Consider the following 23,002-nt stretch of genomic DNA (forward strand, 5'->3'; position numbering starts at 1 on the left):
AATGATTCAAAATTTACAAGATAAATTACTTCTTTGGTATGATAAAAATGGACGCAAAAATTTGCCGTGGCGCAATTTAGAAAGTAAAGATTGTGATGAAAGATTAAAAGATATTGATAGAGCTTATGGAGTTTATATCAGTGAAATTATGCTCCAGCAAACTCAGGTAAAATCAGTTTTAGAGAAGTTTTATTTTCCTTTTTTGCAAAAATTTCCTACCTTACAAAGTTTAGCTAAGGCAAATGAAGATGAGCTTTTAAAGGCTTGGCAGGGGCTTGGGTATTACACTCGTGCTAGAAATTTAAAAAAAGCAGCTTTAGAGTGTGTGGATAAATTTGAAGGCAAATTACCCAAAAAACTTGATGAATTAAAAAATTTAAGTGGTATAGGAACTTATACCGCAGGAGCCATTGCTTGTTTTGCTTATGATCAAAAAGTTTCTTTTGTTGATGGCAATATACGCCGTGTGCTTTCACGCCTTTTTGCCTTGGAAAATCCGAAAATGAGTGAGCTTGAAAGAAAGGCTAAGGAGCTTTTAAATTTAGCAGATGCTTTTAATCACAACCAAGCCTTACTTGATATAGGTGCTTTAATATGTGTGAGTAAAAATGCAAAATGTGGAATTTGCCCCTTGTATGATTTTTGCCAAGGAAAATTCAATACAGAGCTTTATCCTGGAATTAAAAAAACATCTTATGAGAATGCAAACTTAAGTCTTTTTGTATTTGAATGGGATAAAAAATTTGCTATACAAAAAAGTCAAGATAAGCTTTATAAGGGTATGTATAATTTTCCTTTTTTTAAGGAAGAGGAAGGCGAAATTTCTAAAAATATGAAATTGTTAGGAGAGTTTAAACATCATTATACAAAGTATAAATTAAATATTAAAGTTTATCATCAAATTTTAAAAGAGGAAAATAAAAATTATCAATTTAAAAGCTTAAAAGAATTAGAAAGTACCGCACTTTCGATACTTTCTTTAAAGGCTTTAAGATTAATTAAGCTCTGATTTTTTAGGCAGGCACAAAGTTGCTATAAACATAAGCAGAGTAAGCACGGCGATATAAACAAAAAAGCCATTTTCCATTCCTGCATTTTTAAATTGTAAGGCCACCCAAGGTGCAGATCCCCCAAAGATGGCATTAGATATCGCATAACCCAAGCCTGTGCCTAAGGCTCTTACATGTTCAGGGAAAAGTTTGGCTTTAAAAATTCCAGCCACTGAAGTATAAAAACTTAGAATAATAAATAAAAGCACCACTAAGATAAACACTAAAGAAGCATTGTTTTGAGCATTGCTTGATATAAGATTGAAAATAGGATAAATTCCTACAAAAGCTAAGATACAAAAGATGATTAAGGATCGCTTATGTCCTATCTTATCGCCGATATATCCAAAAAGCGGTTGTATAATCATAAGTATAAATAAAGCACCTAAAAAGAGATTATTAACCAGTGTTTTATCCATACCTGAATTTTCCATAAAAGTTTTGGTATAGGTAGTGATAGTATAAAACGCCAAAGATCCACCTGCAGTGATACCAAGTACCATTAAAAATTGTTTCCAAGAGCTTGTAAATAAAGCTTTGAGTGTCCCTCTATCCTCATGTTTGTGAATTTGTGTCGCGCTTTCATTCATCGCTTTACGCACAAGAAGAGAGCCAAGGGCTAAAATTCCACCCACAACAAAAAGTATTCTCCAAGCATAATCTTTCATTTCATCAATGCTAAAAAAGAAAAGCATTATACTGATACTAGCTACTGCTAAAAGCTGTCCGCCTATGAGGGTTACATATTGGAAAGAAGAGTAAAAACCCCGCTTGCCTTCTGTGGCAAGTTCGGAAAGATAGGTCGCTGCTATGCCGTATTCCCCACCTACACTTAGTCCCTGTATGAGTCTTGCAAGTAAAAGCAAGATAATAGCAAAATCCCCCACCACATCTTTACTAGGTAAAGCTGCTATCATAAAAGAGCCTAAAGCCATTAAAACTACAGATACAACCATGGATTTTTTACGACCCACTTTATCAGCTAAAGAACCAAAAAGCCAAGAGCCTATAGGACGCATAAAAAAGCCCGCAGCAAAGACTCCAAAAGCATTGATTTGCTGCACGATAGGATTATCAGAGGTTGAAAAAGTATGAGCAAAATAAGTTGCTGTAAAAGCATAAATATAAAAATCAAACCATTCTACCAAATTTCCGCTACTTGCAGCTACAATAGAACGGATTTTTTTCGCTCGAGTAAGTTCTTGCATAAAATTTCCTTCATTTTAAAGTTTTAATTTTTTCAAGTATAATGTGGATTTTATTTAAAAGTTTTGAAAATATATAAAATAATTAAAAAATATATAAAAATATGTATAAAATGTTACTTATTTTTAAAATATTGCTAAAAAATACTCTTGGATATATAATGAAATTTAAAAAATTATACATAGAATTAAGCGATATTTGCGGTTTAAAATGTGATTTTTGTCCCTCAAAAAAAGCTTTGCGCGGAGTGATGAGTGTAGAAAATTTTTCTAAACTTGCAAGGCAAATTTGGGATAAAAGCGAAATTTTTACCTTTCATCTTTTGGGAGATCCTTTGCTTTTAAATAATTTAGAAGAATATCTACAAATTGCTAAAAATCATCACATGAAATTAGAAATTACCACAAGTGGTTTTTATTTTAGTCCTAAAAATTCTAAATTGTTATTAAAATACGACAATATCCATCAAATCAATATCTCTTTAATGGCCTTTTTAAGCCAAAACAAGCTTTCTTTAGAGCAATATTTTAAGCCTATTTTAGAGTTTTGCAAAGAGCATTTAGAGTATAAAAAATCAAGCTTTATCAATCTTAGACTTTGGAATTTAGATGCTAACTTTAAAGCTCCTAGTGAAAATTTGCCCATTTATGAATTTTTAAGTAAAGAATTTGGGGTTCGAATTCTTACACATTTGGCTAAAAATCGTCTTCAAAGGCATATTTTGCTTCATCAAAATAAGCTTTTTAAATGGCCAAGTTTAAAAGATAAACCCCTTTATACTCAAGGAAAATGTCATGCTTTAAAAGAGCAAATAGGCATTTTAAGTGACGGCACACTCGTGCCTTGTTGTTTGGATACTAAAGGCGATATATCTTTGGGTAATGTTTTTAATGCTGAATTTAAGAGCCTTCTTGATTCAAAACGCATTCAAGAAATCAAAAAGGCCTTTGAAGAAAACAAGCGCATAGAAAAGCTTTGTCAAAGCTGTGAATTTTTTAAAATAAGATTGAGCGATTAAAAATTTTGATTTTCCAATCTTGTTTTAAATTCTTTAATTCTATCTATGATTTTTGGGCTTAAGCGTAACAATACATGGGTGTTTTCATTGTGATAAATTTGTCCCATTTGAGCTGCCTTTGTATTTTTTAACAAAGCATTAGCATTTAAAATGTTGCCATCTGCATTAATGCCTAAGATCAACAAATCAGGATTTTGTTTTAGGATGTATTCTGCTGAGATTATAGGGCGCGCTATTTCACTTTGAGGACTTAGGTTTTTAATGCCTATGAGTCTTAATATATCCGCTATTAAAGAATTATCATTAAAGGCCATGAGTGGATTACTAGAATAAAGGTAAATTCCACTTTTATTTAAGGGATTTTTTTGCAATTCTTGTAATCCTTGTTCAAATTCTTCTAAAAGTTTTTTGCCTTGCTCTTCTTTATCTATGAGTTTTGCAAGAATTTGAATATTGCTTTTGATTTCATCAAGGCGTTGGGCTTTTAAATTGATACTTTTGATTCCAAAGTTTTTAAGCCCTTCTTCTAAATTTAAAGAATACGAGCTTAATATCACTAAGCTTGGCTTTAGGGCAACTATTTTTTCAAGAGAAGGGTGTGAAAAAGTTCCTACGCTAGTTATTTTTGAAGTTTTTTCTTCAGGGTAGATATTTGAGTGTTGCAAATTTGCAATACCTACGATTTGATCTTGTGCATTTAGCATAAAAAGTGTTTCTATACTTGCAGGATCAAGTACTACAATGCGTTCTTTGGCATTAAGTAGGGTTAAAAATAAACTCATAATGATTAAAATTTTTTTCATATTTTTTCCTTTAAAGCTAAGATATAAGGTTTTAAGTCTTTATAGACAATCTCACAATTTAAATTGTAAATTTCTTTTAGAATTTCTTTGGTAAAAAGCTCTTTTGTACTTCCAAAATACTTTATTTCTCCTTCTTTTAAAAACAATACCTTATCACAAAACATAGAGGCTAAATTTAAATCATGCAAAATCGCTACAACTGCGATATTGTTCTGCTTTATCAATCTTTCGCAAAGGCTTAAAAGCTCGATAGCATGGTTTAAATCAAGTGCTGAAGTGGGTTCATCTAAAAAAAGAATTTTGGGTTTTTTAAGCAAGGCTCTTGCTAAAAGCACTCTTTGAAATTCTCCACCGCTTAAAGAAAGTATATTTCTTTCTAAAAAGTTTTCCAATTTTAAAGTTTTTGCAAAATTTTCAACTTCTAAAATATCTTCTTTAGAATAATCACAAAAAGCATGTTTTAAATTTGTAAATTTGCTCATCAAAAGCACATCGATAACTTTTAAGGGCGTGTTTAAACCCGAATTTTGAGGCACAAAACCGCAAAGTTGTGCAAATTCTTTAAGGGAAAAGTTTTTTATATCGGTATTAAAAAGCGATATTTCGCCCTTGCTTATATTTAAATTCTTAAGTATAAGCTTTAAAAGCGTGCTTTTACCCGAGCCATTAGGCCCTAAAATGCCTATAAAAGCTTTATTTTGAAGCTCTAAATTGATATTTTTTAACAATTCTTTTTTATGATAGCTAAAACTTAAATTTTGTATCTTTAATATCATAAAAATCTCCTAGCACTTAAAGCCAAGTATAAAAATACAGGAGCTCCAAAGAATGCTGTTAAAACTCCTATAGGAATTTGCACAGGGGCTATTAGAGTCCTTGCTAGAGTATCACAAATGAGTAAAAAAAGCCCTCCAAAAGCGGTACAAAAAGGAATAACCAAAGCATTGTCATAATTTCTAAGCAAGAGTCTTACGGTATGAGGGATTATAAGCCCTACAAAAGCAATAAGCCCTGTAAAAGCTACCGCAAAAGAAACCGCCAAAGAAGAAACTATCAAAAGATTGATTTTTAATTTTTGGGCATCAACTCCTAAATTTCTTGCCTCATCATCTCCGCTTAAAATGATATTTAATTCATTTTTATGCGCATAAAAATACATAAGACAAAAAATCAAAGGCAAAATCAAAATTCCTATACGAAACCAAGAAGCTGAACCTATATTTCCCATAAGCCAAGCAACTATTTTAAAAGAATCTTCCCCTATAAGATAGGTAAAAAATGAGGTAAAAGCTCCCAAAAAAGATGAAGCAGCAATGCCTATGATGAGTAAAGTAGCTATGGAAGCTTTTGAAGATACTTTAAAGATCGCTAATGAAAAAATAGCAGAACAAATAAAGCCTAAAATTCCATAATAATAATCAGGCAGTTTTAACAAATACGCTAAAACAGATCCAAAGGTTGCTGCTGAAGCTATACCTATGATATAAGGATCTGCTATAGGGTTTGAAAATACATTTTGCGTTACTGCTCCACTGCTAGCTAAAAGCATACCGATTAAAATAGCCATTATAATACGAGGCAAACGCCCATCGATGATGATTTGACGCAAAATTTCATTTTCACCAAAAGCATAGGAGAGAAGTTCTTTAGGGCTTAAATTTTCATCTCCTAAGCAAAGTGCGATGATACAGGTGATTATATAGGCTAAAAAAAGCCCTATAATCACTAGATTTTTAGAACGCATATTTAAATTCAACATAGTAATTTCTACCATTTCCGGCTAGATATTGATCATTTGTGCTGTCTTGATAAGTGTAATATTGCTTATCAAAAAGATTGCGAATGTCTGCTAGAATTTGTAAATTTCTATAATTATAATTTACACCAATATCAGTTAAAAAATAATCCTTAATCCAAGAATTTCTAGACATCTTTCCTGTATTTTCATCAACAACCCCGCCATCTTTTGCTCTTGAAAAATAGCTTAGATCTATATAGCTTGATAAATTTTTATTCCAAGCGTATTCTACTCCGGCTGTGGCTTTGATTTTTGAAACATAAGGAATTCTAAGTCCGTCATTAACACCTTTAGAAATTTGAGCATCAAGATAGCTTAGGCTTTCTTTGAGGATTAAGCTATCATTGAATAAAAATTGATGAAGGTTTAATTCCGCTCCTAAACGACGTGTTTGGTCGATATTATAATATTTCCAAAATGCTCCTCCTGTGGAGTGTGGATTTCCAAGATAAGAAATTTCATCCTTGCTTAGAGTGTAAAATAAAGTCAAATTAAAGCCATAAAAATCCCACCAAAAATCATTAATCCCAAGTTCGAAAGTATCAAAAATTTCAGGATCTAAATTGGCAGTGTAATATTTTTGAGTTGCTTGATCTTTGTTAACAAGTTGTGCAGGAGTTGGAGAGATGAAACCTCTTTCGTATTTAGCATATATATTTCCAGTATCAGAATATTTGAAATTTGGAGTGATTTCAAAGGCAAAGTTATTGCTTGTATCATCAGCGTCAAAAAGCTCTGGATTACTTGGTCGTTGTGTACCGCCCATTATCATTTTACTTGTGTAACTTCTGTGGGTATCATAAAGACTGTATTCGTATCTTGCACCACTTGAAATACTAAAAATATCATTAAATTGATGAGAGTCTAGAGCAAAAACAGAATGGCTTTGCTTATCCATATCCATTAGGGTTGTCATGGTATGACTTATTTGAGATACTGGAGTGTTTACATTATAATGAACTATGCTTGTTCTTTTGGCATCATGATTTGCAAACTCATAGCCAAAGATAAAATAAGAATCATCTTTGTAATTGATTTTATTTTTTAAATTTATACCCGTAAGCGTATCTTCAAAACCGCTACCGGTTTGATAAGCTATGGTGCCCATCATTGGAATTTCATCTTTTAGATATCTTATTTTTTGATTTTGCCAAAATGCTCCGAGTTGAATTTCGTATAAATCACTAAAATAATGATGATAATCTAAAGCAATTTCAGGTCTATTGATTTGAGTGATATTATCACCACTTCCTTTTTGGGTCGGATCACTTTGAATTTGTGCTTTTGTAAGATAGCCACTGCTTGTATTTTTGCTTTCAAAATAATTATAATTTAGGGATAAATCACTATTATCGCTAGTATTTAGATAGGCTTTTGTATTGACAAAATAGCCTTTTTCATTATAACCCTCTTGATAGCCATCGCGGTTAAAGCCTTGTATATCAAAACCAAATGTTAGATAATCATTGATTTTTTTAGCCCCATAAACACCTAAATTTCCACCTAAATTTCCATGATCGTAACTACTGCCTTTAAGACTTAGAGCAAAAGCATCGGATTTTTCTTTTTTTGTAATGATATTAATCACACCCCCTCTAGTGCCACTTCCATAAAGCACAGAGCCTCCCCCTGGTATGATTTCTATGCGTTCTATATTGTTTAAATTGACACTTTCTAAAGGAGTTACGCCATGAGAATTATCAAGCACATTAATAGCATTTCCATTTACCATAACTTTCACAGCTATATTGGACTTGCTTCCTTGTCCACGCATATCGATATTGCGTCCTAGTCCAAAATTTACAAAACTAATGCCTGAAATTCTTTCTAAGGCTTGTTCTAAGGTATTAAATCCTCTTTTTTCTAAGTCTTTACCATCGATAACAATTACATTACGCAAGTTATTGTCTGCATCTTGTTCAAATCCTGCTGCACTTACAACAACTTTTTGCATTTGAATGGCTTTATCATTCAATTCTTGTGCATTGATACCAGTGCTTAGTAAAAATACTAGTAAAGATAGCTTTAAAACTCTTTTGCTTGGATTCAAATTTTTACTCCTTTTAAATAAAATAAATAATGATAATATATATCATAATATTTGAAGAGAAAATTTATCTTTTATAAGCTTAAATTAGAATAAATTTTTGAAAATTAAACGATTTTAATCTTTTTAAGTAATTTTTAATTTGATAATTGATACCATTTTTAACTTATATTTTGTTCTATAAATTTAAAGAAAGGATAAAGATAATGAGTTTTGAAAGTATTATTTCTCATATGAACGATCATCATCAATCTAATTTGATCGATCTTTGTAAAAAATTTGGGGCAGTGAAGGATCCTAAGGGAGTAAGATTGGTCGGAGTTGATTTTGAGGGCTTGGATATAGCTTATAATGATAAAGAAAATTTACGCATAGAATTTCCTAAAAAAGCAAACGAAGAAACCCTTAAAGATGCTATTATCGAACTTTGTATGAGTGCAAAGATTAAAAAAGATCTTAGCGGAGTGGCAAGAGAAGCAAAAGAGTTTATGTTGAGTTTTAATTCGGTTTCTTTAGCGACTTTAAGTGCAGATAAAGAGGTGGTTTGTTCTTATGCACCCTTTGTAAATACTCCATGGGGAAATTATATTTATATCAGTGAAGTAAGCGAGCATTTTAATAATATCAAAGAAAATCCAAACAATATAGAAATAATGTTTTTAGAGGATGAAAGCAAGGCAGCTTCTGTTATACTTCGTAAAAGATTGCGTTATAAGGTTAAGGCTAGTTTTATCGAGCGTGGGGAAGTGTTTGATAAAATTTATGATGAATTTGAAAAACAAACAGGCGGCGAAGGCGGAATAAAAACCATACGCAATATGCTTGATTTCCATCTTGTAAAACTTGAATTTCAAAAGGGTCGTTTTGTAAAAGGTTTTGGACAAGCTTATGATATAGAAAATGAAAATGTAACTCATGTTGGTCAAATAGCAGCCCACACAAATTCCCGCATAAACACTAATCATTAGTCTTGTTTTCAAGACTAATGAAACTATAAATTTTGCTCTTGTAATGATTCTGCTTGATAATGTGCTATCAAAGGTTCGATAACTTCATCAAAAAGTCCATCTTGTAAAATAGCATCTAAACGATATAGGGTAAGATTGATGCGATGGTCGCTGATACGATTTTGCGGAAAATTATAAGTGCGTATGCGCTCACTTCTATCGCCGCTTCCTACTTGGGATTTTCTTGCTTCGCTTTCTTGAGCCAAACGCTCGCTTTCTTGCATTTCGTAAAGTCTTGCTTTTAAGACTTTCATAGCACTTTCTTTATTTTTATGCTGGCTTTTTCCATCTTGATTGACTACAACTATACCTGTAGGAAGGTGAGTGATCCTCACAGCAGAATCTGTAGTATTTACACTTTGCCCCCCGTGTCCTGAAGAGCGCATAACATCTATTTTAAGATCATTGGGATTGATTTCTATCTCTATATCGTCTACTTCAGGCATAACCGCTATAGTTATAGCAGAAGTGTGTATGCGTCCTTGAGATTCGGTTTGTGGAACGCGTTGAACGCGATGTGTTCCACCCTCATATTTAAGTCTTGAGAAAGCTCCTGCACCTTTAACTAGCATGATAATTTCTTTAAAACCGCCCACACTTCCTTCGCTAGAACTAACGATTTCAAGTTTATAGCCACGATTTTCAGCATATCTTGCATAGGCTTTAACAAGATCGCCTACAAATAAAGAAGCTTCATCTCCGCCTGTTCCTGCACGAATTTCAAGAAAAATATTTCTTTCATCATTCGGATCTTTGGGTAATAGCAAAATTTTAAGCTCTTCTTCGAGTTTGGGTTTTAATTCTTCTAAATTTTTTAACTCTTCTTTTGCAAGTTCTCCAAGCTCAGCATCATTAAGCAAAGTTTTGTTTTCTTCTATGCTATCTAGAGTTTTTAGGTATTCTTTAGCTTTTAAGACGATGGGTTCTAAATTTTTTTGCTCTTTAGAAAGCGCAGTCATTTTACTGATATCACTGATGATATCAGAACTACTAAGAAGAGAATTTAACTCTTCAAAGCGTTTTAAAAAAGGATCTAGTTTGCTAGCTAACATTAAAAATTATGAAAGATTATGCAATTTTATTTACTAGAAGAGCTAGGCGACTTACACGACGAGACGCTGTTTGTTTTTTAAGAAAGCCACGACTTGCCATAGCGTGAATGCTTTTGTTTGCAATTTTTAAAGCTTCATTAGCAGCGTTTTTATCGTTTTTAGCAGCAGCTTCTCTTACGGCTTTAGTGATGTTTTTAAGTCTTGTTCTATAAAATCTATTTCTTTCTGTTTTTTTGATAGTTTGTCTTGCTCTTTTTTCAGCAGATTTGTGGTTTGCCATTTATTTTCCTTTTTTGAAATTAAAGACTAAATTATATAAGAATAAAATTTAAAAATATATTAATTTAAGCAAAATTTCAAAATAAATTTATCAAGTCTTTATCCCAAAAGACTAAATCAAATTTAAGCAAAAAACCATAAATCACTGCACTTAAAAGCCCTGCAAACAATCCTGCTAGCATATCATCTAGCATAACACCCAATCCACCTTTGGTTTTTTTATCGATTTTTCCTATGATAGAAGGCTTTGTGATATCAAAGATGCGAAAAAACACGAAGGCCATAAAAAAATTCAGTAAAGAATTAGCGCCGCTTGCAGCGATGGCACATGCTAGAAAAACCCCTGCAACTTCATCAATTACTATATGTTTATCATCGTGAATTCCTGTTTTTCTTTCATAATCATCAATCACTCTTATACTAGCAATAAAAATTAAAATGCTGAGTAAAAATAAGGTAGTGATTCCTAGATATTTTAATATAAAAAAAGCAGGAATTAAAGCTGCTAAAGTTCCAAAAGTCCCCGGTGCTTTTTTTGCACACCCTGAATAAAAAAAAGTTAAAAAAAGTTTTTGCATTGTTTCCTTTCAAACCATATAAGACATTTGATGAGTTTCTAAAAGCTTTTGATAAAATTCTTCATCGCTTTTGTATTCTAAAATTCCATCTGTTGCAAAAAGATCATTATAGATTTTTTGCAAATTCTTAAATCGATTAGGAAAAATAGAAGATAAGATAATACTTGAAACTTCTTTTCGCATAAAAACAGCAGGAGGCACAATACCTGCTCTTAACAATTCTTTTAAGGATTGAGAATTATAATGTAAATGATGATGGCATCCATGAGGGCAAGATCGAGTACTTACTATCATACGACATGCATCGCAAAATACAAATTCAGGCAAAACAATCACTTCTATATCATAATCTTTAGAAAAATCATCCAGTATGGTTTTAGGCTGATTATCATCATAAAACATTCCAAGTCCTGTGTGATTTTGCCCTACGACAAGTTTGGTACATCCAAGACTCTTAGCTAAAATGCTTTCTAAGCTAGGATTTAAATGAGCATGGAAAAGATTGATATCTTTAAGTGGGAAGATAAAAATTCTATCCGGTGGCAAATAATTTTGAATAAATTTTTTCAAATAATTTTGCTTCAAATCAAAATCAAAGCCATTGGCATCAAAAGATTCTACAAGAAAAACAACAACCAAATCCGCCTTATCTATAGTCCAGCGAAACATTCTTTCATGCGCTCTATGCAAAGGATCAAAGCTTGAAACTATAGCGGTAATCTTATGGGCATTAAGATTTTCTTTGGTTTTATGAAATTCTTCTTTGATTTTTTGGATTGTGGAATTATAAATTTCTATCTCTCCACCGATACAAATTTCACCCATATTATCTAAAGAGCAGGTGTGTGGGCTAAAGATATTGGAAAAATTTTTATCATTTTTAAATTTACTTTTAAGCGTGATATTTCCTACTATTTCATCATCAAGAATGAGGTCAATTTTACTTCCTATGCGAATATCTTTAATAAATTCTTCTGAAACTTTTGGAGCAAAGGATAGAGGATAAGGAAAGCTTTCGTTGTTGGATTTGCCCGTTTTAAAAATTTGTTTTGTCTCGCTCTCATCCATTAAATGAGTACAACTGCCAAGCAAACCCTCTTTGATAAGAGAAAGAATGCCTAGTTCGTTTTTGTCTATGATAATGCTTTTATTTTTTTTTGCTGATTTCATATTTTTTCCTTTTCTCCCATAAAGACTTACGAGAAATTCCTAATTTTTTTGAAAGATCTGTATCAGGAAAGACATTTTGATAATTTAAAATAATATATTTAACATATTCATCTATGGTTAAAATTTGATTACTATCGATATTTTTTTCATTATCACTAAGATTGATACACGGAAGCTCTAAATCTTCTATATTTGAATTAGTATGTAAAATAACTGATTTGTTTTTGATAAATTCAAGCAATTTTTCACGCTCTAGCGGTTTTAAAACTTGAAAATTACTCAAGAATAAAAGATTGTTTTCCGTTGTAAGTTTCATCGCTTTTTCTACGGAATTACTCACAGATAGATCAACATAAGAAAGAGTGATGTCATATTCGTTGATATAATTAAATACAAAGGCATCAGCTGAGCTTTGTTTGTTGGATTTTAAAACAACAGGAAGTTTTAGTTTTTTATAGTTGTATTCTGGAATTTTAACTGTTTGAAGTCTTGATTTAATATAGCTTTTATAAGCTTTATTAAGAATGGAAAGCTTTTTAAAATCTTGATAATGTTTGATTTTTCGTATCAATTCTTCTATCATAAAAGGTTTTTGTATATAATCGCACGCACCAAGTTTTAAAGGATTTGAAACTGTGTCTGTGCTGATATAAGAAATAAGCAAAATAATAATGCTATGTTTAAATTCTGTAACCGCTTTTAAAAAATTACTAGTATTAGTAGAAAGTAAAACAATATCATAATATTTTTCAGGGTTACGCTCATCAAAAGAATTGATAATTTCGCAACTATAACCCACATCACTAAGCTTAATACTTATGCTTTGAGCTAGATAAATTTCATTTTCTATAATTAAAACTTTCATATTTTCGTCCAATCAAAATATTTTAAATTTGCGCTTGCTAAAACAGCCATACCTTCTTTACGCCCTATAAAACCTAGCTTTTCAGTAGTGGTAGCTTTGATATTTACTCTAAATTCATCGATATTAAGAGTATTTGCTATATTTTGAGCTATGGCTTCTTTAAAATCTTTAAGTTTTGGAGTTTGTGCCATCACGCAAATATCTATATTGAGAAGTTCAAAGCCAAACTCCTTAACTCTTTTATATGCTTCTTTTAAAAGATTCATAGAATTTGCATTTTTAAATTTTTCATCCGTATCAGGAAAAAGTTCGCCTATATCTCCTAGACAGGCAGCACCCAAAATCGCATCGGTTAAAGAGTGAGCTAAAACATCTCCATCACTGTGTGCTTTTAAGCCCATAGTAGGATGAATTTCAACTCCACCTAAAAGCAAGGGGCGTTCTTCTCCAAATTCATGAACATCAAAACCATTTCCGCAAAAGATTTCATTACTTGGTCGAGGTAAATCAAGCTTTTTAAGATCTTCTTTAAAGGTTATTTTTCTAGTATTTTCCTCACCTTCAACAAACCAAATTTTTCCACCCACTGCAGATATAGCTGTGCTATCATCTGTGAAATCTAAATTTTGATTTAAGGCTTGTTTGAGTAAGCGAGTGCGTGAAATTTGAGGAGTTTGAATGAGTTTGATTTTTTCTCTTTGCAAGGCTTCATTTTCAAAAAGCGTGGTATCTGCGACTTTTAAAGCCGGAGTGATACAATCAGCTTTATCTAAATTTTCAATCAAACGATCAAACAAGCTTTTACTTACTAAAACTCTTGCTACATCACTTACCATTACAAATTCACTGTCTATGATTTCTAGGGCTTTTTTTAAGGATTCTGCCCTAGTGGCACCACCTTCAACAAATTCATAATTTCTAGCAAATTTTTTCATGTAAGAAGTATTACTAGAAGTAACAACTATTTTTTTAAAAGGATAAAAAGTGCTTAAATTTCGCGTAGCATAAAGCCATAAAGGATCGTCGCCAAGGCGTAGAAATTGTTTTTTTACTCCCGTATCAAAGCGAGTAGAATTTCCAGCTGCTAGCATAATCAAGCTAAGATTAGCCATTTTTTCCCTTTGCTATAATATTAATTTTATATATAATGTTACCATATTATACACTTATAAAAAGCTAAATTTTATCATTTTATTAGTAAAATTGATTTTTTAAAAATTAAGGAAAAGAGATGAAAGAGCAAATTTTAGAGAAATTAAAAAGTGTAAAATATCCAGGTTTTGATAAGGATATAGTGAGTTTTAATTTTGTAAAAGATATAAAAATCGAAAATGAGAATGTTATCGTTGAGCTTGAAATTGTTTCATCAAATCCGCAAGTAAGCGAAGAATTACGCAAAAATATTGATGAGGCTTTAGCTTCTTTAAATTTAAAGAATTTACAAATTCATATCATTACTCCAAAAATTCCTGAAGAAAAAAGCAATTCAAGAAGTGGTAAAAATATCGCACCTCAAGTAAAAAATTTCATCATGGTTTCAAGCGGAAAGGGCGGAGTAGGTAAGTCTACAACCACTGTAAATTTAGCTATTTCTATGGCTAAAATGGGAAAAAGAGTAGGGATTTTAGATGCAGATATTTATGGGCCAAATATCCCAAGGATGTTAGGCGAAACTAAAACTCAACCTGAAGTAGTAGGACAAAGATTAAAGCCGATTTTAAGTCATGGTGTTTATATGATGAGTATGGGGGTTTTAATCGAAGAAGGTCAAGGGCTTATGTGGCGTGGAGCTATGATCATGAAAGCTATCGAGCAATTACTTGCAGATGTGATTTGGCCTGAACTTGATGTATTGTTTTTAGATATGCCTCCAGGAACAGGAGATGCGCAAATTACTTCAGCACAAAGCATTCCAATTACTGCGGGTGTTTGCGTAAGTACTCCACAAACCGTTTCTTTAGATGATAGTAAGAGAGCTTTAGATATGTTTAATAAACTTCACATTCCAATCGCTGGCGTGATAGAAAATATGAGTGGCTTTTTATGTCCTGATAATGGCAAAGAGTATGATATTTTTGGTAAAGGCACTGCAGAGGAGATGGCAAAAGCTTATAAGAGTGAAGTTTTAGCACAAATTCCTATAGAGATGATAGTAAGAGAGGGTGGAGATGAAGGAAAACCTGTGAGTTTTTATCACCCTGAAAGTGTGAGTTCAAGGCGTTATTTAATGGCAGCTGAAAAAATTTGGCAATTTATAGAAAAAATCAATAATGAAGGCGGTGTAGATAATTCTGCAATCCAACCTGTGATGAATGGAAAAAGTGCTTGTTCGCATTAAAATTTTGAAGGAGAAAAAATGATTATTAATACTAAAGAAGATTTTTTACTTTTAATCAAACAAATTGAACAAAAAAATGGATATAGTAAACCTAAAGCTTTTGGTATAGCAAGACTTGATCGTGGTCAGCTTAATAAAAATAAAATTTTACAAGCCAGTTTTGCTTTGGTAAATTATGAGCAAAATTTTGGTTCTGCAGCAATTATGCTTGAGGCTTTTATGCAAAGGGGTGTTGAGATTGATTTTGAAGCAAGTGAATTTGTACAAATTCTTAAGCTTGAGGATATTGATTATGCGCTTGCTTGTTTTAAACCTTTTTTAGAAGAAGAGGGACATAAAAATATCGATATTTTAAAGATTATCAAAGATAAATTTAAAGACGATGAATTTGCTTTTGTTTGTCTTTTTGAAGATAAAGAGCCTTTGAGTGTGGAAAGTGTTTATTTGAAACTTTATTTGCTTTCTACTAAAAAAGTACCTTTAAGAAGTATCAATCTAAATGGAGCTTTTGGACTTTTAAGCAATGTAGCTTGGAGTGATGATAAGCCTATCGAGCTTGAGTATTTAAGAGCAAATGAAATGCGTTTAAAAATGAGCAATCAGTATCCAAAAATCGATTTTGTGGATAAATTCCCAAGATTTTTAGCACATATCATTCCTGAAGATAATACAAGAATTCTAGAAAGCTCTAAGGTAAGAATGGGTGCATCTTTAGCTGCGGGTACTACAATCATGCCAGGTGCAAGCTATGTGAATTTTAACGCAGGAACAACAGGGGCTTGTATGGTTGAAGGTCGTATAAGTTCGAGTGCTATCGTAGGCGAAGGTTCTGATGTGGGCGGTGGTGCTTCGATTTTAGGTGTTTTAAGTGGAACAAGTGGAAATGCTATAAGTGTAGGCAAAGCGTGTCTTTTAGGAGCAAATTCAGTAACAGGAATTCCTTTGGGTGATAATTGTATCGTAGATGCGGGAATTGCAGTGCTTGAAGGAACGAAATTTTTACTTAAAGATCGTGAAGAGCTTACTAAACTTAATCCTTATTTTGATTTTAGTAAAGAGATTTATAAGGGTATCGAGCTTAAGGGCTTAAATGGACTTCATTTCCGTCAAGATTCTATCAGCGGAGCGATGATAGTAAGTTTAAATAAAAAAGCGATCAAGCTTAACGAAGCTTTGCATTAATTTACCCTAGATTATCGACAAAAGCCTAATTTTAGGCTTTTTTGTCCATACTTTTCATTAAAATATAAAATTCAAAGGCCTTTTATAAGAAGGGATATTATAAAATTTACCTAAAAAATCGTAATTGTCAAAAATATAAAGTTGATAATAAAGGCAAAAAAAGATATAAGCTAAACCTGCACAAATACCTAGTAATGTAGTTATTATAAAAATAAGTTTTTTCCAAGTAAAATAAGAAATTTTCTTAAAACAAAAATAAATAAATTTAAAAACAAAGACAAAACTAAACAACACGCATAGCAAAGGCACTAAAGCTAAATGCCCATCTAAAGGCAAGGTGAGCAAGAAAAACACAAAGGCTAAAAGCAATCCCAAAATAAAAAGTATTTATAAAATCTAAACTTTCTATCTTTGAAATAACTTTTTTCCACACTAAAAATAAAGGGATATGAATTACTAAAAGATAAAAATAATAAATACCTGCTCGTTTAAAAATTTCCATGTTTGTATGAAAACCTAACATTGGCACTTCAGATATATATTTTCTATGCATTAAGATGAAAAATATCATTAATGCAGGGTAGATAAAAAAGATCAAAAAGCCTAAAATAATATTTTTCAATTTATTCTTTATGTCTTTCTTTAAGCTTAGCGATGACATCTGAAAAACTTAAATTTGCATCTGCGAGTAAAACACTTAAATGATACATCAAATCAGCCGCCTCGCAAATAAGCTCATCTTTATCTTTAACAGTCGCTGCTAAGGCAGTTTCCACACCTTCTTCGCCGACTTTTTGTGCGATGCGTTTTGTTCCTTTTTTAAAAAGCTTTGCAGTATAGGAAGTGTTTTCATCCGCATTTTTGCGTGAATTTATAAGTTTTTCTAATCTTGCTAAAAAGACAAAATCTGCATTTTTTGATACATTTTCAAAGCAAGAGATATTGCCTATATGGCAAGTAGCTCCTATAGGATCAACCAAAATCAAAAGTGTATCATTATCACAATCAAGGCTTAAATCAACGATATTTAAAAAATTTCCACTTTCTTCACCTTTCATCCAAAGGCGATTTTTAGTACGCGAAAAAAATACGACTTTTTTACTTTCTAAGCTTTTTTCTAAAGCTTTTTCATCCATAAAACCTAGCATTAAAACTTCACAGCTTTTTACATCTTGTATTATGACAGGGATAAGCCCATTTACTTTTTGCCAATCGATTTTTTCATTTAAATTTTGGAAATTTTGCATTTTTATATCCTTATACTTACACCTTGGGTTTTTAAGTAGTTTTTTAATTCTTTAATATCAATGATTTGTTGATGAAAAACAGAAGCTGCTAAAGCCCCATCCACTCCTATTTCAAAGGCTTCTAAAAAGTGTTCCATCTTTCCTGCTCCACCGCTTGCGATCAAAGGTACTTTGCATTCTTTTTTTACAAGGCTTAATTGTTCTAAATCATATCCATTTTTAACACCATCTTGATTCATCATATTTAGCACTATCTCTCCAGCGCCCAAATCCTGTACTTCCTTAATCCACTCGATCGTATTTTTCCCGCTATGTTTACTCGTGTTTTCATCACCTGTGTATTTGAAAACCTTTAAATTTCCATTTTCATCTTTAAAGCTATCAATGCCCACTACAACGCATTGTACCCCAAAACTTTTGGCCAAACGAGTGATAAGATCTGGATCGTTTAAAGCAGGGGAGTTGATAGAAATTTTATCCGCTCCATTGGCTAAGAGTTCGGCTGTATCTTCTTCACTTTTAATGCCGCCTGCTATACAAAAAGGGATATTGATATTTTTAGCCACTTCGCTTACCCATTTTCTTGAAATGCGTTCTTTTCTAGCACTTGCAGCAATATCATAAAACACAAGCTCATCGATCCCACTTTGAGAATAACGCTTTGCAAGCTCTACGATATCCCCCATATCTTTATGATTTTTAAACTGTGTTCCTTTTACTACTCTACCATCTTTTACATCTAAACATGCAATTATGCGTTTTGTAAGCATTTTATCCTTTCAAATATCTTTTTCTTTGAGATATTTTTGCATTTCTTCATCACTTTTAACCTTATCAAATTTGGCTTGAATTTTGGCTTCTTTGCCTACTTTAATTTGTTTATTTATATCATCTATAAATTCTTTGAAATTCGGATTTTTGTTAATCAGCATATTGAGGGTTTGAATGTCAAGTTCTCTTTCTTTTGCGCTAAGCAAAATTTGAGAATTTGAAATATCTTTTTCAAGTTTTATCACTCCTATGCCAAAACTTTGATTTAAGCGTCTTAACTCACTTAAAACCTCACTATCGATTTCTTTTAGAATAACCAAATAGCCCTCATTTGCCCAACTAGAATTGCTTACAGCTTGAAAATAACATTCTTTTAAATTTGAAAAATTTAAAGCAATTTTAAGTTCAAAGGAAAAGAGTTTATAGCTGTTTTGTTTGATATTTTCTAAAAGTGTTATGGTCTCTTTTTCATAATCATCATAAGGAAAATAAACCCCTACGATATCAGGATAATTCCACTTGTCTTCTCCATTTTTGCCTTTTTTGCTTTGTTCGTGATAGATTGTTTTACAATTTAAATTAAAATCTAAATTTTCATATAGAAACTTGACAAGTAAAGGATGTAAATCCCTTTCGTGAAATTTATTTTTTTCTTGTTTTTCATTGATAATTTCATTTTTATTTTCAAATTTTAAGAGTTCATTTTCTTTTTCTTTTAACCAAAAGGTTGTAGGTTTTTGAGAGGCTTTGATAAATAAGGAGTTATCACGCATTTCTTTTATATCCATATATATTCTAGCCCCTAATGTAGCAATTGGAGTTTGTCCAATGCTACTAAGCTTTTTATCCAATCCTTTTTCACAAGCAATTTGCCAAATTTCATTCACATTTAAAGGTCTAGCACTTTGTTTTAAGATTTCTAGAGCAAGTTCTTTATAGCTTAATTTGCTAGACATTTTATCCCTTCTTCTACGCTAAAAACTCCATCCAATAAAGCTTTTCCTACGATAACCCCACTACAAACACCCTTGAGTTTTTTAAGATCCTCTAAGCTTGCTACGCCTCCACTTGCTTGAGTGTGAATTTTAGGAAAGTTTTTATGGATGAGTGCGTAAAGTTCAGCATTGCTTCCTTGCATTGTGCCATCTCTTGAAATATCGGTGCAAAGTATGTGTTTTAGGCCTTTGATATTATAAAATTCCAAAACCTCTAAAAGTCTTTTATCGCTCGTATCCTGCCAAGCGTTAATAGCTATCATATAATCTTTTTTTAAAATTGTATCAAGTGCCAAAACGATAGCTTCGCTTCCAAAATGTTGTAAAATTTCAACACAAAGTGTAGGATTTGTAATCGCTAAAGAGCCGATCACTACACGCTTTATTCCACAATCAAGCAAAGCTTGTATCTCTTCTTTGGTACGAATTCCACCACCTACTTGCAAATTAACACTGACTTCATTTGCTAATTTTTCTATTAAAGCAAGCTGTCTTTTATTTGGATCTTTAGCTCCGCTTAAATCCACTAAATGAAGCCAAGTTGCTCCCGCGTTTTCGTATTCTCTAAATTTTTCTAAAGGATCGTATTTGTATACTTTTTTTTGTTCATAATCACCTTTAACAAGGCGTACTACTTGCCCATCGATCAAATCAAGTGCAGGGATTATCATGCTATATCCTTAATGAAATTTGATATTAAAATTTCCCCCGCTTCTCCACTTTTTTCAGGATGAAATTGTACACCATAAAAATTATCTTTTGCCAAACTTGCGCTGAATTTTATCCCATAATCACTTGTAGCTATAGTATAGTCATTTAATGCTATATAATAACTGTGTACAAAATAAAAATAAGCCCCATTTAAACCCTTAAAAAGCGGGTGCGAGCTTGCAACTTTATTCCACCCTATGTGCGGCAAAGAATATTCTTTTGGAAGTTCAAATTTTTGAGTTTTAAAGGGGATGATACTTAGTGTTTTTTGGTCGAGTTCTTCTGAAAAATTCCCTAAAATTTGCATTCCTAAGCAAATTCCAAGTAAAGGTTTTTTGGTATTCTTGATAAAATTTGTTAGATTAAAACTTTCTAAATTGCTCATTGCTTTTGCTGCTGTTCCAACCCCTGGTAAAAAAAGTTTATCTGCATTTTCTAAATCTTTTAAATCTCTACTGATTTTAGCATCAAAGCCTAGTCTATCAAGGCAAAATTTCAAAGATGCTAAATTTGCACATGCTGTATCAATGATGATTAATTTCATATTACCCCTTTAGAGCTGGCTAAATTTTCACTTTCAATTTTTACAGCCATTTTTAAGGCTTTTGCAAAAGCTTTAAAAAGCCCTTCGGCTTTGTGATGATCGTTTTTACCTTTAACCTTTAAATGCAAACTCGCTCCCATTGAGTAGCTTAGCGAATAAAAAAAGTGTTCTATCATTTCAGTACTTAATTCGCCTAATTTTTCCTTTTTAAATTTGGCTTTATAAACCAAATGCGGACGGTTGCAAAAATCGATCGCGCAACTTGCCAAACACTCATCCATAGGCAAGACAAAGCCGTATCTTGTGATGCCTATCTTATCCCCTAAAGCTTGTTTTATGGCACTTCCTAAAGCCAAAGCAACATCTTCAACGCTATGATGCTCATCAATTTCCAAATCACCCTTGCAAGAAATTTCAAGTCCTATGCCCCCATGCACTGCGATTTGCTCGAGCATATGATCAAAAAAAGGAACTCCTGTATTAATAGCAATTTTTCCACCATTTAAACATACTTTTACATGGATATTGGTTTCTTTAGTGATACGCGAAATGCTTGCGGTGCGAAAGGAATTTAGGATCTCTTCTTCTATCTCTTTCCAAGTGAAATTCTCGCTGTATTTTAGCCCACGAATACCTAAATTTGAAGCTAGGATCATATCAGTATCTCGATCACCGATCACAAAGCTTTGTTCTTTATTGTAAAGATTGTGCTTGATATACTCATCTAAAAGGGCGGTTTTCGGCTTTCTACACTCGCAATTTTCATTTTCAAAATGTGGACAAATGAAAATATCTTTAAATTCTATACCACAGCTTTGTAAAATATCTAGCATTTTTTGATGTACTATTTCAAAATCTTCTTTAGGAAAGCTTTGAGTTCCAAGACCATCTTGATTAGAAACAAGTACAAATTTAAAGCCAAAATTTTTAAGTTTTAAAAGAGTAGGGATAGCACCTTTTTCAAAACGAAGTTTTTCAAGGCTATCGATTTGAAAATCACTCTTTGGTTCTTCTATGATGGTGCCATCTCTATCGATAAAAAGGATTTTTTCACTCATTTTAGACTTTCTAAGCGAAAAGTTACTGCATTTTTATGTGCGTCTAAATGTTCATTTGCAGCTAAAATTTCAACACTTTTTCCTAAATTTAAAAAGCCTTCTTTGCTAAGTTCTTGCACGCTCATTCTTTTACTAAAATCAGCCAAGCCCAAGCTAGAATGCGTTTTAGTAAGTCCATAAGTTGGCAAGACATGATTTGTTCCGCTTGCATAATCACCCATGGATTCTGGACTTAACTCACCCAAAAATACAGATCCAGCGTGTTTGACTTTATCTAAAAGTTCGCGAGGATTTTGTGTTTGTATGATTAAGTGCTCAGGTGCGTAAAGATTTGAGATTAAAAGAGCTTCATCTAAGTTTTTTGCAATGATGATTTTAGAATTTGCAATGCTTTTAGACGCTAATTCTTTTCTGGGTAAATTTTCAAGTTGGCGGCTTACTTCATCACTCGCACCTTGTGCAAATTCTTTGCTTAAGCATACTAAAATCACTTGAGAATCTGCGCCGTGTTCAGCTTGTGAAAGCAAGTCGCTTGCTACAAATTTAACATTTGCTTTCTCATCTGCTATGACTAAAACTTCACTAGGTCCAGCTTGCATATCTATAGCAGCTCCGTTTATATCACTACTTACTTGGCGTTTAGCTTCGGTAACAAAGGCATTGCCTGGCCCAAAGATTTTATCTACTTTTAAAACGCTTTTGGTTCCATAAGCTAGTGCTGCTATGGCTCCTGCACCACCCATTTGATAAATTTCATCTACTCCGCAAAGCTTGGCGCAAAAAAGTGTGGCATCGTTTATTTTAGCAGGGCTTGCCAAAACGATTTTTTCACATTGAGCTATTTTTGCAGGAATTGCTAGCATTAAAACCGTTGAAAATAAAGGCGCCAAACCCCCTGGTATATAAAGTCCTACCTTTTCAATAGGGCGTGTTAAAACTTCGCATTTTACACCCTTGGTGGTTTCAATGGCTATTTCTTTTGGAATTTGTGCTTCGTGGAATTTTTTGATATTTTCATAAGCGATTAAAATCGCTTCTTTTAAGTCTTTATCCAAGCGTAAGCTTGCGTTTTCAAGCTCTTCTTCACTTACTTTAATGCTTGAAATTTGGGCTTTGTCAAATTTTAAAGCTTGTTCTATCAAAGCTTCATCGCCTTTTTCTCTAACTTCTTTGATGATAGAGCTCACTATCTGTGAAATTTTATCTTTTGCTGCTATTGCAGGGCGTTTTAATACTTCTTGTTTTTGTTTTTCGTCTAATTCGTTAAAATTTATTATTTGCATT

The 23,002-nt window shown here is 32.4% G+C and carries 22 protein-coding genes and 2 pseudogenes; 5 read left to right on the plus strand and 19 right to left on the minus strand.

From position 1 onward, the window contains the following. Position 1 precedes the first annotated feature (1 nt). Positions 2 to 1,009 (plus strand): A/G-specific adenine glycosylase, encoded by a 1,008-nt coding sequence (gene mutY, locus BGS43_RS02805; protein WP_002792108.1) that lies wholly within the window; start codon positions 2 to 4, stop codon positions 1,007 to 1,009. Here the strand turns inward: mutY and BGS43_RS02810 are convergent. Beyond that, positions 995 to 2,257, minus strand: coding sequence for an MFS transporter (locus tag BGS43_RS02810; protein ID WP_052783430.1), 1,263 nt, complete (start codon positions 2,255 to 2,257; stop codon positions 995 to 997). The two genes, mutY and BGS43_RS02810, sit on opposite strands and share 15 nt — an antisense overlap. Positions 2,258 to 2,415: 158 nt before the next feature. Here BGS43_RS02810 and BGS43_RS02815 point away from each other — a divergent pair, with 158 nt between their 5' ends. Next, entirely contained in the window at positions 2,416 to 3,273 is an 858-nt protein-coding gene (locus tag BGS43_RS02815; RefSeq protein WP_025398649.1) for a radical SAM/SPASM domain-containing protein, read from the plus strand. Here BGS43_RS02815 and BGS43_RS02820 read toward each other — a convergent pair. From BGS43_RS02820 to BGS43_RS02835, 4 genes are read right to left on the minus strand one after another with little or no spacing between them, the layout of a single operon-like run. Further along, positions 3,270 to 4,076: an ABC transporter substrate-binding protein gene (locus BGS43_RS02820; RefSeq protein WP_002824919.1), complete on the minus strand. Its 807-nt coding sequence runs from the start codon at positions 4,074 to 4,076 to the stop codon at positions 3,270 to 3,272. The genes BGS43_RS02815 and BGS43_RS02820 overlap by 4 nt on opposite strands. Further along, positions 4,073 to 4,849 (minus strand): ABC transporter ATP-binding protein, encoded by a 777-nt coding sequence (locus BGS43_RS02825; RefSeq protein WP_025398650.1) that lies wholly within the window; start codon positions 4,847 to 4,849, stop codon positions 4,073 to 4,075. The genes BGS43_RS02820 and BGS43_RS02825 overlap by 4 nt, the downstream gene beginning before the upstream one ends. Further along, positions 4,849 to 5,835: a FecCD family ABC transporter permease gene (locus tag BGS43_RS02830; protein WP_002779522.1), complete on the minus strand. Its 987-nt coding sequence runs from the start codon at positions 5,833 to 5,835 to the stop codon at positions 4,849 to 4,851. Before BGS43_RS02830 ends, BGS43_RS02825 begins: the two co-directional genes overlap by 1 nt. Next, positions 5,810 to 7,924, minus strand: coding sequence for a TonB-dependent receptor (locus tag BGS43_RS02835; protein WP_096568705.1), 2,115 nt, complete (start codon positions 7,922 to 7,924; stop codon positions 5,810 to 5,812). Before BGS43_RS02835 ends, BGS43_RS02830 begins: the two co-directional genes overlap by 26 nt. 203 nt (positions 7,925 to 8,127) lie before the next feature. On the opposite strand from BGS43_RS02835, the pseudogene BGS43_RS02840 reads away from it, so the two are divergent. After that, a pseudogene (locus BGS43_RS02840) lies at positions 8,128 to 8,882 on the plus strand (HugZ family heme oxygenase). Positions 8,883 to 8,912: 30 nt separating this feature from the next. Here the strand turns inward: BGS43_RS02840 and prfA are convergent. From prfA to BGS43_RS02870, 6 genes are all read right to left on the minus strand, one after another. Beyond that, entirely contained in the window at positions 8,913 to 9,980 is a 1,068-nt protein-coding gene (gene prfA / locus BGS43_RS02845) for a peptide chain release factor 1 (protein WP_002779525.1), read from the minus strand. Positions 9,981 to 9,996: 16 nt separating this feature from the next. Next, complete coding sequence (rpsT, locus tag BGS43_RS02850) at positions 9,997 to 10,260, minus strand: 30S ribosomal protein S20 (protein WP_002824926.1); 264 nt, start codon at positions 10,258 to 10,260, stop codon at positions 9,997 to 9,999. A gap of 76 nt (positions 10,261 to 10,336) precedes the next feature. Beyond that, positions 10,337 to 10,837 carry a phosphatidylglycerophosphatase A family protein gene (locus BGS43_RS02855; RefSeq protein WP_002779527.1) on the minus strand — a complete coding sequence of 167 codons (501 nt, stop codon included), beginning with the start codon at positions 10,835 to 10,837 and terminating at the stop codon, positions 10,337 to 10,339. 9 nt (positions 10,838 to 10,846) lie between these two features. Beyond that, positions 10,847 to 12,007, minus strand: a complete 1,161-nt coding sequence (locus BGS43_RS02860; RefSeq protein ID WP_052783428.1) for a sulfate adenylyltransferase — start codon at positions 12,005 to 12,007, stop codon at positions 10,847 to 10,849. Next, on the minus strand, positions 11,985 to 12,872 hold the full coding sequence (locus BGS43_RS02865) for a response regulator (RefSeq protein ID WP_002824929.1): 888 nt from the start codon (positions 12,870 to 12,872) through the stop codon (positions 11,985 to 11,987). The genes BGS43_RS02860 and BGS43_RS02865 overlap by 23 nt, the downstream gene beginning before the upstream one ends. Next, positions 12,869 to 13,984: a bifunctional 2-C-methyl-D-erythritol 4-phosphate cytidylyltransferase/2-C-methyl-D-erythritol 2,4-cyclodiphosphate synthase gene (locus BGS43_RS02870; protein WP_096568708.1), complete on the minus strand. Its 1,116-nt coding sequence runs from the start codon at positions 13,982 to 13,984 to the stop codon at positions 12,869 to 12,871. The genes BGS43_RS02865 and BGS43_RS02870 overlap by 4 nt, the downstream gene beginning before the upstream one ends. A 119-nt stretch (positions 13,985 to 14,103) precedes the next feature. On the opposite strand from BGS43_RS02870, the gene BGS43_RS02875 reads away from it, so the two are divergent. Together BGS43_RS02875 and BGS43_RS02880 are read left to right on the plus strand one after the other, a co-directional pair. Beyond that, a complete protein-coding gene (locus tag BGS43_RS02875; RefSeq protein ID WP_002824932.1) occupies positions 14,104 to 15,210 on the plus strand; it encodes an Mrp/NBP35 family ATP-binding protein in 1,107 nt (368 codons plus the stop codon). Positions 15,211 to 15,231: 21 nt separating this feature from the next. Further along, on the plus strand, positions 15,232 to 16,392 hold the full coding sequence (locus BGS43_RS02880; RefSeq protein ID WP_025398656.1) for a tetrahydrodipicolinate N-succinyltransferase N-terminal domain-containing protein: 1,161 nt from the start codon (positions 15,232 to 15,234) through the stop codon (positions 16,390 to 16,392). Positions 16,393 to 16,449: 57 nt separating this feature from the next. On the opposite strand, the pseudogene BGS43_RS02885 reads toward BGS43_RS02880, so the two are convergent. The 8 genes and pseudogenes from BGS43_RS02885 to hisD all read right to left on the minus strand — a co-directional run bounded on the left by BGS43_RS02885 (position 16,450) and on the right by hisD (position 23,001). Further along, positions 16,450 to 17,014, minus strand: a pseudogene (locus BGS43_RS02885) (hypothetical protein). A gap of 1 nt (position 17,015) precedes the next feature. Next, positions 17,016 to 17,639, minus strand: a complete 624-nt coding sequence (gene hisIE / locus BGS43_RS02890; RefSeq protein ID WP_002824938.1) for a bifunctional phosphoribosyl-AMP cyclohydrolase/phosphoribosyl-ATP diphosphatase HisIE — start codon at positions 17,637 to 17,639, stop codon at positions 17,016 to 17,018. 2 nt (positions 17,640 to 17,641) lie between these two features. Beyond that, complete coding sequence (hisF, locus tag BGS43_RS02895; protein WP_002824940.1) at positions 17,642 to 18,409, minus strand: imidazole glycerol phosphate synthase subunit HisF; 768 nt, start codon at positions 18,407 to 18,409, stop codon at positions 17,642 to 17,644. 9 nt (positions 18,410 to 18,418) lie between these two features. Further along, positions 18,419 to 19,366 carry a COG2958 family protein gene (locus BGS43_RS02900; protein ID WP_021033636.1) on the minus strand — a complete coding sequence of 316 codons (948 nt, stop codon included), beginning with the start codon at positions 19,364 to 19,366 and terminating at the stop codon, positions 18,419 to 18,421. Beyond that, positions 19,351 to 20,076 (minus strand): 1-(5-phosphoribosyl)-5-[(5-phosphoribosylamino)methylideneamino]imidazole-4-carboxamide isomerase, encoded by a 726-nt coding sequence (gene hisA, locus BGS43_RS02905; protein ID WP_061474908.1) that lies wholly within the window; start codon positions 20,074 to 20,076, stop codon positions 19,351 to 19,353. Before hisA ends, BGS43_RS02900 begins: the two co-directional genes overlap by 16 nt. Beyond that, a complete protein-coding gene (gene hisH / locus BGS43_RS02910) occupies positions 20,073 to 20,660 on the minus strand; it encodes an imidazole glycerol phosphate synthase subunit HisH (RefSeq protein ID WP_096568711.1) in 588 nt (195 codons plus the stop codon). The genes hisA and hisH overlap by 4 nt, the downstream gene beginning before the upstream one ends. Beyond that, a complete protein-coding gene (gene hisB, locus BGS43_RS02915) occupies positions 20,657 to 21,718 on the minus strand; it encodes a bifunctional histidinol-phosphatase/imidazoleglycerol-phosphate dehydratase HisB (protein ID WP_002824948.1) in 1,062 nt (353 codons plus the stop codon). Before hisB ends, hisH begins: the two co-directional genes overlap by 4 nt. Beyond that, positions 21,715 to 23,001: a histidinol dehydrogenase gene (gene hisD, locus BGS43_RS02920; RefSeq protein ID WP_002789750.1), complete on the minus strand. Its 1,287-nt coding sequence runs from the start codon at positions 22,999 to 23,001 to the stop codon at positions 21,715 to 21,717. Before hisD ends, hisB begins: the two co-directional genes overlap by 4 nt. Between the last annotated feature and the right edge of the window lies 1 nt (position 23,002).

The sequence above is a fragment of the Campylobacter sp. 110 genome (assembly GCF_002383965.1).
Classification (GTDB): Bacteria; Campylobacterota; Campylobacteria; order Campylobacterales; family Campylobacteraceae; genus Campylobacter_D; species Campylobacter_D coli.

Coding starts and splice junctions, on each gene's coding strand:
- mutY (WP_002792108.1), top strand. CDS start 2: ATGATTCAAAATTTACAAGATAAATTACTTCTTTGGTATGATAAAAAT.
- BGS43_RS02810 (WP_052783430.1), bottom strand. CDS start 2,257: ATGCAAGAACTTACTCGAGCGAAAAAAATCCGTTCTATTGTAGCTGCA.
- BGS43_RS02815 (WP_025398649.1), top strand. CDS start 2,416: ATGAAATTTAAAAAATTATACATAGAATTAAGCGATATTTGCGGTTTA.
- BGS43_RS02820 (WP_002824919.1), bottom strand. CDS start 4,076: ATGAAAAAAATTTTAATCATTATGAGTTTATTTTTAACCCTACTTAAT.
- BGS43_RS02830 (WP_002779522.1), bottom strand. CDS start 5,835: ATGTTGAATTTAAATATGCGTTCTAAAAATCTAGTGATTATAGGGCTT.
- prfA (WP_002779525.1), bottom strand. CDS start 9,980: ATGTTAGCTAGCAAACTAGATCCTTTTTTAAAACGCTTTGAAGAGTTA.
- rpsT (WP_002824926.1), bottom strand. CDS start 10,260: ATGGCAAACCACAAATCTGCTGAAAAAAGAGCAAGACAAACTATCAAA.
- BGS43_RS02855 (WP_002779527.1), bottom strand. CDS start 10,837: ATGCAAAAACTTTTTTTAACTTTTTTTTATTCAGGGTGTGCAAAAAAA.
- BGS43_RS02860 (WP_052783428.1), bottom strand. CDS start 12,007: ATGAAATCAGCAAAAAAAAATAAAAGCATTATCATAGACAAAAACGAA.
- BGS43_RS02865 (WP_002824929.1), bottom strand. CDS start 12,872: ATGAAAGTTTTAATTATAGAAAATGAAATTTATCTAGCTCAAAGCATA.
- BGS43_RS02870 (WP_096568708.1), bottom strand. CDS start 13,984: ATGGCTAATCTTAGCTTGATTATGCTAGCAGCTGGAAATTCTACTCGC.
- BGS43_RS02875 (WP_002824932.1), top strand. CDS start 14,104: ATGAAAGAGCAAATTTTAGAGAAATTAAAAAGTGTAAAATATCCAGGT.
- hisIE (WP_002824938.1), bottom strand. CDS start 17,639: ATGCAAAATTTCCAAAATTTAAATGAAAAAATCGATTGGCAAAAAGTA.
- hisF (WP_002824940.1), bottom strand. CDS start 18,409: ATGCTTACAAAACGCATAATTGCATGTTTAGATGTAAAAGATGGTAGA.
- BGS43_RS02900 (WP_021033636.1), bottom strand. CDS start 19,366: ATGTCTAGCAAATTAAGCTATAAAGAACTTGCTCTAGAAATCTTAAAA.
- hisA (WP_061474908.1), bottom strand. CDS start 20,076: ATGATAATCCCTGCACTTGATTTGATCGATGGGCAAGTAGTACGCCTT.
- hisH (WP_096568711.1), bottom strand. CDS start 20,660: ATGAAATTAATCATCATTGATACAGCATGTGCAAATTTAGCATCTTTG.
- hisB (WP_002824948.1), bottom strand. CDS start 21,718: ATGAGTGAAAAAATCCTTTTTATCGATAGAGATGGCACCATCATAGAA.
- hisD (WP_002789750.1), bottom strand. CDS start 23,001: ATGCAAATAATAAATTTTAACGAATTAGACGAAAAACAAAAACAAGAA.